7 protein-coding genes are annotated in these 12,287 nt (G+C 49.7%); 1 reads left to right on the top strand and 6 read right to left on the bottom strand.

Annotated features, from left to right (window positions below; translation table 11 throughout):
* Positions 1 to 8 precede the first annotated feature (8 nt).
* A complete protein-coding gene (locus C943_RS14935; protein WP_008629361.1) occupies positions 9 to 656 on the top strand; it encodes a carbonic anhydrase in 648 nt (215 codons plus the stop codon).
* Between the two features lie 54 nt (positions 657 to 710).
* Here the strand turns inward: C943_RS14935 and C943_RS14930 are convergent, their stop codons facing one another.
* The 6 genes from C943_RS14930 to C943_RS14905 form a co-directional block, all read right to left on the bottom strand.
* On the bottom strand, positions 711 to 1,574 hold the full coding sequence (locus C943_RS14930) for an alpha/beta hydrolase (protein ID WP_008629358.1): 864 nt from the start codon (positions 1,572 to 1,574) through the stop codon (positions 711 to 713).
* Positions 1,575 to 1,750: 176 nt separating this feature from the next.
* Positions 1,751 to 2,773, bottom strand: a complete 1,023-nt coding sequence (locus tag C943_RS14925) for a PorP/SprF family type IX secretion system membrane protein (protein WP_040480840.1) — start codon at positions 2,771 to 2,773, stop codon at positions 1,751 to 1,753.
* Positions 2,770 to 7,665 (bottom strand): PKD domain-containing protein, encoded by a 4,896-nt coding sequence (locus C943_RS14920; protein ID WP_245545556.1) that lies wholly within the window; start codon positions 7,663 to 7,665, stop codon positions 2,770 to 2,772. The genes C943_RS14925 and C943_RS14920 overlap by 4 nt, the downstream gene beginning before the upstream one ends.
* Before the next feature lie 272 nt (positions 7,666 to 7,937).
* On the bottom strand, positions 7,938 to 10,283 hold the full coding sequence (locus C943_RS14915) for a TonB-dependent receptor (RefSeq protein WP_008629348.1): 2,346 nt from the start codon (positions 10,281 to 10,283) through the stop codon (positions 7,938 to 7,940).
* A gap of 39 nt (positions 10,284 to 10,322) precedes the next feature.
* Positions 10,323 to 10,934, bottom strand: a complete 612-nt coding sequence (locus C943_RS14910) for an OmpW family outer membrane protein (protein ID WP_008629346.1) — start codon at positions 10,932 to 10,934, stop codon at positions 10,323 to 10,325.
* 117 nt (positions 10,935 to 11,051) lie between these two features.
* Positions 11,052 to 12,284 (bottom strand): hypothetical protein, encoded by a 1,233-nt coding sequence (locus tag C943_RS14905; RefSeq protein WP_008629344.1) that lies wholly within the window; start codon positions 12,282 to 12,284, stop codon positions 11,052 to 11,054.
* Positions 12,285 to 12,287 lie beyond the last annotated feature (3 nt).

Here is a 12,287-nt window from a genome sequence, read left to right as displayed (position 1 = left end):
ATTTTAAGATGGATATCAAAAAGGTTTTTAAGAACAACGAATTGTGGATTGCGGAAAAGCTGGAAAAGGACAAGAACTATTTTTCTGATCTTTCCAAAGGCCAAAATCCGGATATTCTCTACATAGGTTGCTCTGATAGCCGCGTGACGGCAGAGGAATTGATGGGTGTGCAGCCCGGTGAGGTGTTTGTCCATCGCAACATCGCCAACATGGTGATTTCCATTGACCTCAATGTGATGTCGGTGTTGGAATATGCGGTCGGCACACTCAAAGTCAACCACGTTGTTGTCTGTGGACATTATTTCTGCGGAGGTGTCAGGGCCGCTATGAATGCAGCGGATTTGGGATTGATCAACCCTTGGCTTCGCAATATCAGGGATGTGTACCGCCTCCACAAAAAGGAACTCAATAAGATCGAAGACGAAACGAAACGCTACAATAGGCTGGTAGAAATCAACGTGCAAGAGCAATGCGTCAATTTGATAAAGACCGCCGTAGTACAGCGCCACATCAAATCAAGGGGATTGAAGGTTCACGGTTGGGTATTTGATATCGAGACCGGGAAGTTGATCGATTTGAAAATTGACTTTTCCAAAATCCTCGAAGAGATCATGGAGATTTATGATCTGGGTAATTTTTCCCATGAAATGCTTTGAGCTAGCGGCTTGAAACAGTAAAGGCGGACAATCATCCGCCTTTTTCGTATCGATTTACTTTTGCGCATTTTTTTTGAATACCTGGTCAATAAAGAGAAAATGGACCGGCAGCGCTTCGGTCCAATATTGCCAGGTATGTGCCCCCGGCCGCTCGGTATATTCGTGTGGGACATTTTTATCCAATAGGAGGCGGTGGATTTGACGGTTGGTTTCGATCAAAAAATCATCTACGCCACAGTCAATGATGAGTGCAATGCCATTCTCTTTCATCCGGTCCACCAATCCGACTGCCGTGTATTGGGTGAATGGCGCGTCATACTGGATTTGGCCTAACATGGCGACTTGGGCTGATTTCCTCAGGTTCCTGAACTCCTCCGATACCTTCCACATCCTCGTGTCGATGTTCATCACGCCACTCATGCTGCCTGCGGCGATGAATAGTTCGGGATGCTTTGCCGAAAGCATCATCGCCCCGTGTCCTCCCATGGATAGGCCCGTAATCGCGCGTGCTTTTTTATCCTTGATGGTAGCATAGTTGTTGTCGACAAAAGGAATCAATTCCTGCGTGACATAGGTTTCGTATTGGACAGAGTCAAGGAGCGGACTATCAAAATAATAAGAGGATGGCCCGACGCCAGGTGTAACGATGATGGTCTGGTATTGGTTGGCTAGGTCCAAAAGCAGGCCTGCTTCAGTGACCTGTTTGTGCCAATCGGAAAATCTTCCGCTCCCTCCATGGAGGACATAGATGCTTGGATAGTTTTCTCCCCTTTTTTTGTAGCCTTTTGGCGTGACTACTGCGGCTTTGAGGGTTTTCTTCATTGTGGGGCTGTACACCTCAATGGTGTCCACTTTTTGTCCAAAAGCAAATACGGGAATCAAAAGCAACAAGCTCAGGACAAGGTTTTTGAATTTCATACAGGAAAGGTTATTGGTTTGATGTCCGAATTTATAGCATCGCATCGAAAACGCATTCAAAGACAGATTCCGTTGAAGATGACGATTCCTGTTTTTTACTTCGGTGGTTGTTTCAATGTATGGATCCCACAAAAGGCAGTTGCGTTTTGCGTCGCGCGATAGAAGCTTTCTGAATTCTACATCATGAAGTTGAAGCATTTCAAAATCCGGCTTCTTTGGTTGCGGGACTTGGGATCTCCCATCAGGAATTGGTAGCGAAAGGACACTTCATGGGCGCCTTGTGCGGCTGAACCGATTTCGGAGAGCATAAAATCATAGCTGTACCCGATGACCATCCCGATGGGAAGGTTGACGCCGAGCAGCAGGATGATGGAGTCCTGATTGGGCATATTGCGGGTACCCGGAATTCCCCTGAACCCTAGGCCACCGATGACATTGCCATACAGCATTTGTGCGCCTATGTCCAGTTGCTGGAAAGGGTTTTGGTTTTTGTAGTTGAAAAGCAAAGTGATCTGGTTGTCAAATTTGGACCCGAAATAGTTGTTGGTGCCGAGAGGAAAAGAAAATCCCCCATGCACACTCCATTTTACCGGGAGAAACCCGACTTCATTGTCAGGGAAGAAGCTCAAATTGGGGCGATTGATATGATAGGCCGATGCGCCTAGCCAAAGGTGTTCGTTGTGTACCAAGGCTCCGAAACCAAGATCAAGATATCCGTAAGGCTCAAAATCGGGGATTTGGTCTATGGTCGATTGGTTGATGGTACGACTGAACAAATCCACTTGGTCACCGAAAATCAAGTTGTCCAACCTGGCACTTCTCCTTGCGTATCCTGCCTGCCCGCCAAGCCGAAAGCTCCAATCTTCCGAAAGGCTCAAATTGTAGCTGTAGAAAAATGAGATGTCGGAGGTGTTCATCTGCATATTGGCCTCTTGGAAGCTGTTGACCAAAACCCCGAAACCACTTTTGAGGTCGTAGCTGTAGTGGTCAAAATAGGCCGAATAGGCATTGAAATCATAGGAAAGTCCCGGCCATTGCTTCCGGTAATTGACACCGAAACGGCTCAGTTCCGTAGAGCCTGTCAGAGCGGGATTCAGGTTGAGCGGGGATGCGTAGAATTGGGAAAAATGGAAATCCTGGCCTTTTGCCGTCCATGCAAAAAGCATCAAAAGGAGCGCTATGGTGCTTTTTAGTTTCATTTAAGCAAAAGGAATACATCCGTTTTTGTTTCCACGCGGCCGTCCACAGTCTTGTATTGCAGCTTGTAAACGTAGTTTCCAGGCATTGCGGGTTCTCCGCCGATTTTTCCATCCCAACCTCGGGAATTGATATCGGTGGTATGGAAAAGGCTTTCTCCCCATTTATTCAACACCCAAAACTCATGGCTCTCCACGTTGACAAATTTCGGGAAGAAATAATCATTGACCCCATCGCCGTTGGGCGAGAATACATTGGGGACCACCAAGAAATAGTCCACGACTTTGATTTTCTCTTTCCACTCCAGGATGCAGCCAAACTTGTCGATGGCTTGAAGCGTGATTTCGTATTCACCGCCAGCTTGGTAGGTATGCCTTGGATTGGTTTCCGAGCTGCTGTTTCCGTCGCCAAAGTCCCAGAAATAGGACGCCACTTCGCCTATTGTGTTGTTAACAAACTCGATTTCGATTCCCACCAAGAATCCGCCATTTTGGTCAAAGGCGACAGATTCAATCTCCGCATCCAGCACCACATTGGTATTGGATACTTCGTAGGAAGTCTTGAATTCACAGCCAGCTTGGTCACGAACGGTCAAGAGGTAAAGACCCGGATTGTCGGCTACCATTTGGGTACCGTTTTGGAAAACAAGACCGCCAGACCATTGGATGGAGTAGGGGGGTACGCCTCCCGTGACAGTGAGGAGGAATTCTTCCTGGACTTTCCTTGGACTACAATCCACGAGTTGATTGCGGGTAGCAAGTACTTCGATGGGTGGTGGTCGCTTGATGACAAACTCACGGTTCGAGGTACAGCCGTTTGCATCGATGATGTTTACATTGTATGTCCCCGTGGTCAGCCCTGTCAAATTCTGGGTGTTTGCACCATTGCTCCAGGCGAAAGTGTAAGGTGGTACGCCTCCGGAAACCTGCAATTGGATGGTGCCACTCGTACCATTATCGCAATCCAAGGCATCGTTCACGACTGCGCTGATGCTGATGTTTTCGGGCTCGAGTATGGTGAATTCGCGCCTGATTTCACAGGAACCGAACTTGCTCACAGTCACGCCATAGGTCCCGGGCCCTAGGTTGAAGAGCTCAGGAACCTGTCGCCCGTCATCCCATCTGATGAGCAAGCCTTCATTGCCGCCTTCAATTTCCAGCTTGATCTGTCCATCTTCTTGACCAAAGCAGCTGACATTGGTAACGGTTGGGTTGATTTTGAATACGGGTGCGTCGATGATGGTGACTGCTTGAGTGACCACGCAGCCGATGTGGTCAGTTACTGTGACTGCGTAGTTGCCCGGGCCGAGGCTTGTGAAACTGGTTTGGTTGGAGCCAAAATCCCATTGCACCTGATAGGGCCCAACACCACCGACAATATTGAGATTGATAAATCCATCCTTGGCCTCATAGCAGCTGATATCGCCTTTGTCAATTGTGATCGCAAGGCGTTGGGCAGGTTCCGTGATGGTTATTGGCCCGGAATCGAAGCTGCATCCATTGGCGTCAGTGAGGGTCAATTCATAGACGCCTGCCTCCAGGTTTTGGAGCGATAAGCTATTTGCCGGGAACAGGTCTCCGTTTTTTGTCCAAGATATCTGGTAAGGTACTGTTTCGATTCCGCCTTCCGCTACGAAGGAAATGCTTCCCGAAGGATCACCTGTACACAGCACGTCCTGTTTTTCCACAAATGTCACTACCAGTGGAGTCGGTTCGGTGAGGGTATACCCCGCAGTCACTTGGCAACCGAAATCGTCCGAGATCACCACGGCATAGTCTCCGGGTGCCAGGTTTTCGATTTCCCGCTGGTTCGAGGTGAATCCATTGGGACCTGTCCAAGCATAGCTGAACGAGCCATTTCCGCTTCTGGGATTCAATCGGATAAAGCCATCGTCGGCGCCCTTGCAGGAAATACCAAATCCATTGAATTTACCTACTTCCGTATCCAAGGTAATCGATGGATTCACCACGATGGAGTAAATCGAGGGTACTCCCGCACAGGTCCCTTGGTTTCCGGTTTGGGCAAGCACTTCAAAATCGACTTGTATCGGATTTGGCGTTGGGTTGACCAAATCCATCTCGGGAATGGTATTGCCCGTTCCTGAAGGAATCGCACCTTGGACGCCATTGGCTCGGGAGATCCAGGAAAATGTGGCACCTTCCACATTGCTGCTGATCGTCACTGCGTCACTGGAAGTCCCGGTACAGAGTGTTTGGTTGGGAAGGGAAAACGCAATCTCAGGTGCAGGCTGTAAGGCAACTGTGAGGGTAAATGGCTCGCCTGGGCAATTTCCCAAGATGGGCACAATGTTGTACACCACTTGTTTCACCTGGCTGGAATTGTTGACCAGCGTCTGGGAAATGCTTGGCGCAGGGATATCATTTGAAGCGATTCCCGTCACATCCGGTACGGGATTGACGTTCCAAGTGAAGCTTGTTCCTTGAACCACGCCAGCAGGCCTGAAATCAAATGGAGTCCCGCTGCAAACTTCGATTTCAGCGTCAGGATAAATCGGCGCCGGATTCACTTGAATGATGTACCTGGCTATCACCTGTTCGCAGGCCCCCAAGTCTGCCGGAACGATGCTTGCGCTGAACACCACATCTACTGGTACATTTCCGGTATTGACCAGGGTTTGGGCAGGAATCAGACTTTCCCCATTAAGTGTTACGCCTTGGACTCCATTGGCTTCTGCCGTCCATGTGACTCCCAACCCGGGAGGTGTAGAGCTGAGTTGGACGGGGAGTGAAGTTTCGCCTGAGCAAATGACTTGGTCTGGAATTGAGAAGGCTACTTCGGGTGCAGGTGTGACGGTAATGAATACTTCTTCGACTTGGCTACATCCTGTGGCCGTGTTGGTAACCGTTACTTCGAAGCGGGTGTCTTGGGTAGGGCTGACGATTGGATTTGCAGTGTTGGCGTTTTGGATTGGACTTGCCGGTTCCGAACTCCACTGATAGCTGTAAGTTCCCACGGGCGAAACGGTCACGTTCAAAGGAATCGTTTCCCCTCGGCATATCGATGCGTCTTCCGTAACCTGAAGTTCAGGAATCGGGAAAACCTCGAAATCACGACTTGCCACGGTCGTACCGCAGGAGGTCGTTACGGCAAGCGTTATTTTTTTTGGTCCAATAGTATTGAAGTCAATAAGTCCGGGGTCAAGATTGGTCGAGGTGGAAATGCTTCCGCCCTCAATGGTCCACAGGTAAGTTGCAGCTTCTTCACCGCATAGATTCAGTATTTGGGGAATTGGATTGAGCGATAGGCCGCCGCAAGCCGTCACGGGTATGGTAGGTAAAATTACCTGCGGTGGCGCAAACACGCTGACTGTATCGGAGGCCGTGAAAGTCCCGCAGGAAGTGACCATGCTTTGGGTGATCAGGTATTTCCCAGGATTGGTGAAGACAAATTCTGGACTATAGGAATTGGAATTGCTGCCAGCGGCGAAACTCCAGCCCGAGGTGCTGCCGCAATTTCCCCCCAAATAGCTGACCGTCCAGTCGAAATAGTCGCCCCCATTTGCGCAGGTTCCTAGGAGATTTGAGGTGTTTGTAGCTTTCACTTGGATCGGGCCACAGCCTTCCGCGACATCCAACTCAAAGGCTGGTTCCGGGGTCGGAATGATGCAAATTGTTTCTGTCACCTCTTCGATACCGCAGCGATTACCTGATATCAACCTGATCGTGTAGACGCCGGGTACGGTGAATTTTGGGGTCAAAACTTGCGAACCGACCAGCCAGGTATTGGGAACGTTGGGGTTTGGGCGACTCCCGAGGGTATTTCCGGGGCTCAATTCCCAGCCGGTGGCGGGACTGATTTCCCAAACAAACCTGCCGATATTGGAACATTGGCCGTTGTTGCTGACTTCATTCCCAAATAGGGTTTCGTTTCGGATGTCGAAGAATGTATTCTCGCAAAATACCGAATCGGCCAGGCCAATAATGGGTTCAGGCTTCTCCGTGATATAAATCGGTACGACTTGCGCAGAAGACTTTGAACAGGGGTTTTCCGCCAAAATCGTCGCTGAAAACGAATTACCAAAGCCTGGTGCTCCGAATTTGCCACAGGAAGTTTCCGTAAAAACATGGCTGACGAAAGCAGGCGGGGGATGGTTGAAAACCTGAGGCGGGGTGCCATCCGAGAATGTAATCGTGTAAATCGTCCCCGGAGGGTTGTTTTCTGTTCCCGTGATCGGGAAGGTCAAGGCTTCGCCGGAGCAAATGTTGGTATTGCCGGGGTTTCCGAAACCTACTGCTGGATTGGACCCGATGAAGACGCCGATTTTTTTGGTAACGCTGCAGCCGTTTTCGCCCACCACCGTGTATTCGAGGTAATAGACGCCGATTTCATAGGCATGCTGCACTTCATCCCAATCTTCCGCGACAAAAGGTTCAGAGCCGTCTCCCCATTCAATCGTGTAGGATACGTTGGTCTCTTTCGTCGTGGAAGTATTGTAAAATGTAAAGTTGGATTCCTCATTGTCACAAACGATAAAGAACGGCAGACTGTCAAAGTCCGTATCGCTTCTGTCACTCACAACAGAGGTAGAGGGAACTTGCTTGACGGTGATTGGACTGGTTTTGGAATCCGTAACGCCCAAGGAATCTGTCACCGTCAATGTCACATCAAATGTTTCTGTACCATTTCCGACCGCTGCGGTAAAGGCATGTTCGGGGGAAGCTAGCGTTGAAGTCGTTCCATCGCCAAAATCCCAGAGGTAAGTCAGTTGGGTACCGGTAGATTTGTCGGTAAACTGAATCGGCGCACTGCCACAGTCTTCCGGTTGTTCGAAGGAGAAGTCCGCCGTGGGTGGGTCGACGGTTTCTGTTTTCGTTGATTTGTAGGCCTGATTGATGCGTAGAATCCCCACCATCGCTGCCCCAACGCTTCCCACTACCAAAAACAGGATTAGAATTGAAAAAAATCTGCGAAAACCGATCATCTACTTAGGCGCCATGAATTGGGAAAACAGTTACCAGCGTCCATGAAGATAGAAAAATGTGGCCAAACGCCCAGCGGCATCCGAAAAACTTTGTAGCGATTCTACCATCCCTCCGGTTGATGGATTTTTTTATAGAACAAAAAAAGACGGCCAAAGCCGCCTTTTTCATACACGTGATGTGGTGGAATCACTTTTTTGGTCCTAAAGCTGGAAACCTTTTTTACCTAGAATTCAATCCTATAGCTCAATATGGGAATCAAAGGCGTTTGGTAAGCGGTCTTGATGACTCCCTCCATCGGTTCGAAATAGCTGCCAAAAGTATTCTCCCGATTGGTGACGTTTTGGATGTCGAGGGCCAAAGTTTGGGTCGAATGAGGCCGGTTGCGCTTGAGGCTTACCCGTAGATCCGTTCTGAAATAGGCTGGGTTTTGGATTTCAAAGGCACGGCTTTCATCCTTCACCGTCTCCCCCGCAGCGATGGATGCTTCCAAATCTATGGGTGTATCCCAAAGTCCACCTCCGTATACAGACCGGATGTTGACTCCAAAGACCCTGTTCTTTTTCCAGTGGTATTCCTTTCCTGCAGTGAAAACCAGGTTTGCCCGTCCATTGAAGCGGGTATTTCTCCATTTGTTTTCCTCTGTTTTATAGAGAGAATTGTAAAGTGACGCCGAAAGCAGAAAGTACAGGTTGCGGTGGGTGAACTGCTCCAGCGTAAACTCCGCTCCGTAGTTTTTCCCAAACCCGCGGTTAACCAGTGGGTCTGTCATGAAGGACCATTGCTGATTGAGGATCGAATAGGTTTGGTCTTCGCCTGGCTTGATCGGGATTTGGAACAGGTGCTGGTAATAGGTTTCCACTTTCAGGCGCAGGTAAGGATTCAGCGAGCGGTCATAACCAAATACAAAATGGTGGGATTTACTCAAATCGAGGGCTTTGTTGGGGAAAATGGTTTGGCCTTCCTCTTGTTGCTCGGAAAAGTATGTCCCCAAAGGCTGGATTTGACTGTGAAGTCCATAACCCAGGCTGAGTCTTTGTTTTTCGTCAAGTTCATAGGTCGCACTTATCCTCGGCTCCAGGGAATTGGAGCCATTGAGTAAAAACCGCATGTAATGTAAGCCCAGGTTCAGGTTTAATTTTTCGCTTGCACGGACCTGTAGCTGGGAAAAGGCCTGGACACTTTGGGTGCTTCCTTTTGAGTCGATATTGGCCACCATGTTTCCTGCTTGCTCGTCAAATGATTTTTCACGCAGGTTGAAGTAGAGTTGGTTAAGGAAAACCCCGCTTCTCAGGTTGTATTTGGGAGAGATTTTGGTATTGAGCACGGAGCTAAAGGTGATTTTTGACTGACCAAAATTCTCAAAGTACCTTTCTTCGGATTGGTAGGACTCATTGAGGCGATCGTAGGTGCTACCGATGCCGTTCCCAGAAGCCAAAACTGTCGTTTGGAGAAAATTCGACTTGTTGAGCATGTAGGTATGCTTGATTCCAACCGCTCCCGTATTGGAGAAGAATGTGGAACTATATCGATCTGCATCAGTCGACCAGTTCAGGGAATCTTTATCTGCATTGCTGTTTTGATCGCTCAGGCCCCCGAATCCGAAGATCGAGATCGTACTTTTCTTGCCTGTCGGCAAATAGAAGTTGAAGGAAAGATCTTGGAAATTGGTTACGAAATCTCCTAAAGGCACCCCCATTTTGGAGAGAATCGACAGTGTGGAGTAGCGGTAATTGATCAGATAAGAACCTTTGTAGTTGGGGGAAAGGGGTCCTTCCGCAGCGATATCGGTGCCGAGGAATCCAGCTTGGAAGGTGAACTCCCACTTTTCATTATTCCCTTTCCTCAAATTCAAATCGAATACACCCCCAAGCGCATTGCCATATTCTGCGGGAAAAGCGCTCGTGATGAAATCCGAATTGCTCAATAGTTGCGCGCTCAAGATGGAGATACCGCCGCCGGAAGTGCCTGGGTTCACAAAGTGGTTGGGATTGGCGATATCGATTCCCTCCATTCGCCAAAGTAGGCCGTTGGGGCTATTGCCGCGGATGGAGATATTGTTGTTGCCGTCATCGGTGCTCACCACGCCTGTGAAGGAAGTCACCATGCGTCCGGGGTCGTTGACCGCCGCGGCAAATTTCCGGGTCTCCTCCACGGTAAAGGTGCGACCGCTCACCGCGATCATGTCGTTGACGGTTCGGTCTTTTTCAGAAGCGATCACGACGACTTCCTCCATCTGATTGAAGTCTTCCTGTATAGCGACCGTCAGAACTGTCTCTTTTCCAGAGTTGACCAAGATTTGGGGTAAGATCGCGTCCCGGTATCCAATAAAGCCCACCCGCAGCGTGTGGATTCCAAGGGGTACATGAGGGATTTTGAATTCCCCATTTTGATCGGACACGGCACCCATGAGGGGTTCGGTGTCCAAGATCATGACAGTGGCGCCCGGCATCGGGGATTTTGTGACTTGGTCAATCACGGTTCCGCGGATCGTCTGGGTCAAAGTTTGGGCAGTTGCCTGGCAAACTCCCACGGAGAATGCCAGGACAAAAAGTAAGATAGTTGGTTTCATGTGTGGGTTGGAATAGTTGGCTTTTAGCTTTGTATTGTGTTATTGGAATCTTCCCCACCTGCCGCCGCCGACAAAAAAGCCAAGCGTGAAGCCGAAGTATTCATTGGTGGACTGACCGATTACTTCACCGGCGATGTTTTGCAGGTCGCTTTTTGGTACAAAGTTGTACTCGGCCCCGATTCTGAACTTGCCCAATTCCACCCCTGCGCGTACCATCGGCGCCCAAGCGAAGCTTGCCCGGAGATTTCCGATGTCATCGGGGTCGATATCGGTACTTTCGATATTGACGCTGCTGAAGGTGTAGTACCCAAATCCGGCACCCACATAGGGGGCTGCTTTACCTTTTTTATAGTTGAAATAATAGTTGGCTGTGCCCGAAAAGGATGTATTTGCTGATATTTCCCCTGTAAAGTCCTTGGGGATATCATAGTAAACAATGTCCTTGGCCAAGCCGGCGACGCCAAATCGCAAACCGAGCGCAAGGTTTCTTTGCACCAAAATCTGTGGCTCGAAATTGACCAAGGCGCCGATACCTCCGCCTTTTGGCGCTGCGGCACCGAGGTCCATTTGGAATCTAAATCTGTCCGCCTGTTGGCTGTAGGCGGTAAATGCAAGAAGCGATAGGATGAATACTGTGATGAGCTTTTTCATTTTGTGGTTTGTATTGTAGCAGGCTGTCTGCTAGGTTATGATTTGCTTTGATGACAATTGTTGAAAGCTTTACCCCTATTCGGGAAGCAAGTTTTTTTGGAAATGGGAGGAGATTGTTTAGAAAATTCTGAATCCCGCCCTGAATCCCCACCACCATTGGCTGCTGATATCTTCGGGATAGATGTTTTCGTTCCTGATCTGGGGATTCGTGTAAGTGAAGAGCTCGGGATGGCCTGCAAAGGAATCATCAAAAACCCGGAGATTGAGCGTGGGTCCAGCGAATACGGCAAGCTTCTTGGAAAGCTGCACATCGGCGCCGACATACAGGCGATTGACCAAGTTGAGCGCTTCGACACGGCCTTTGCTGAGCTGTTCCGAGCTCGCTTCGATATTGAGGAAGACATTCCTGCCGAGTTTGGGCGATGTACCGACGCCGTAGCCAAATGCCCAAGTGGGTTGCTCATTGAGTTCGGGCCGGATTCCGGCGAAGAGGATGTTGTAAAACTCCCGCTTTCCCGTACGCAGCGCCAGGTTCATGGGCAAAACCTCATTGGCACTGATCTCGATAGTCTGGTATCCGGACCTTACAAAGCTGATAAGACCTACAGGCACACCACTCATGCTGTCCGCGTAGTTGATGATCCCGAGTTGGAAACCGTCGACTTTGCGGGCATAGTTGAAGCTCCCGACCTGTGAACCGCGGACATCGTGGGCGGTGAAATTGGCCAAACCTGCAATCTGTGAGCCTTCGAGGTCTTTTCCGGAAAAGTTGGCCAGACCGGAGAGTTGGACGCCTTTGACGTATTGTGGGGAAAAATTGGCGAGTCCCGCCAGTTGGACGCCATCCACGGTCCCGGTCGTAAAGTTGGTCAGGCCCGCCAATTGGACGCCCCGCACGGTTTGCAGGTTGGAATTGAACAGTCCGGCCAATTGGACGCCATCGACTTTTCCACCGACTTGGTTGAAAAGCCCGGCCAACTGGACCCCGGTCATATCGCCGCGGTTGATGTTGAAGAGCCCCGCCATCTCAAAGGCCCGTGTGCCGGCAGAGTAGCCTCCGAGAAAATTGAAGGAGACGTCGTTGATGACATTGCCGGAATTGGTACCGTTGGTGCCCACAAAGGGGACAAAGGAAAACTGCATCGACACGGTCGTCGTGTCCGCACCTTTGAGGGTAAAAACCCGCACTAGCGGATTATTGACTGCTTTTGCTTCGTTGGACTGATCCCCTTCCGATTCGGGCGATACAGTGGAAGTGTTTTGTGACTCGGTCGAAGATTGGGCGCCGGCTTCCAAGGCTTGGAAGGCCAAGAGCGCTGCGGTAGCGAGTATTTTGCTGAAAGTATGCATGGT

This window comes from Mariniradius saccharolyticus AK6 (assembly GCF_000330725.2).
In the GTDB taxonomy this organism is placed as follows: domain Bacteria; phylum Bacteroidota; class Bacteroidia; order Cytophagales; family Cyclobacteriaceae; genus Mariniradius; species Mariniradius saccharolyticus.
Note: the sequence above shows the minus strand (reverse complement) of the source record. Positions and strands in the feature narration are given on the sequence as shown.

What these genes read in the sequence shown, in the direction of transcription:
- C943_RS14925 (WP_040480840.1), bottom strand. Translation starts at nt 2,773, where the DNA reads ATGAAACTAAAAAGCACCATAGCGCTCCTTTTGATGCTTTTTGCATGG.
- C943_RS14930 (WP_008629358.1), bottom strand. Translation starts at nt 1,574, where the DNA reads ATGAAATTCAAAAACCTTGTCCTGAGCTTGTTGCTTTTGATTCCCGTA.
- C943_RS14935 (WP_008629361.1), top strand. Translation starts at nt 9, where the DNA reads ATGGATATCAAAAAGGTTTTTAAGAACAACGAATTGTGGATTGCGGAA.
- C943_RS14905 (WP_008629344.1), bottom strand. Translation starts at nt 12,284, where the DNA reads ATGCATACTTTCAGCAAAATACTCGCTACCGCAGCGCTCTTGGCCTTC.
- C943_RS14915 (WP_008629348.1), bottom strand. Translation starts at nt 10,283, where the DNA reads ATGAAACCAACTATCTTACTTTTTGTCCTGGCATTCTCCGTGGGAGTT.
- C943_RS14910 (WP_008629346.1), bottom strand. Translation starts at nt 10,934, where the DNA reads ATGAAAAAGCTCATCACAGTATTCATCCTATCGCTTCTTGCATTTACC.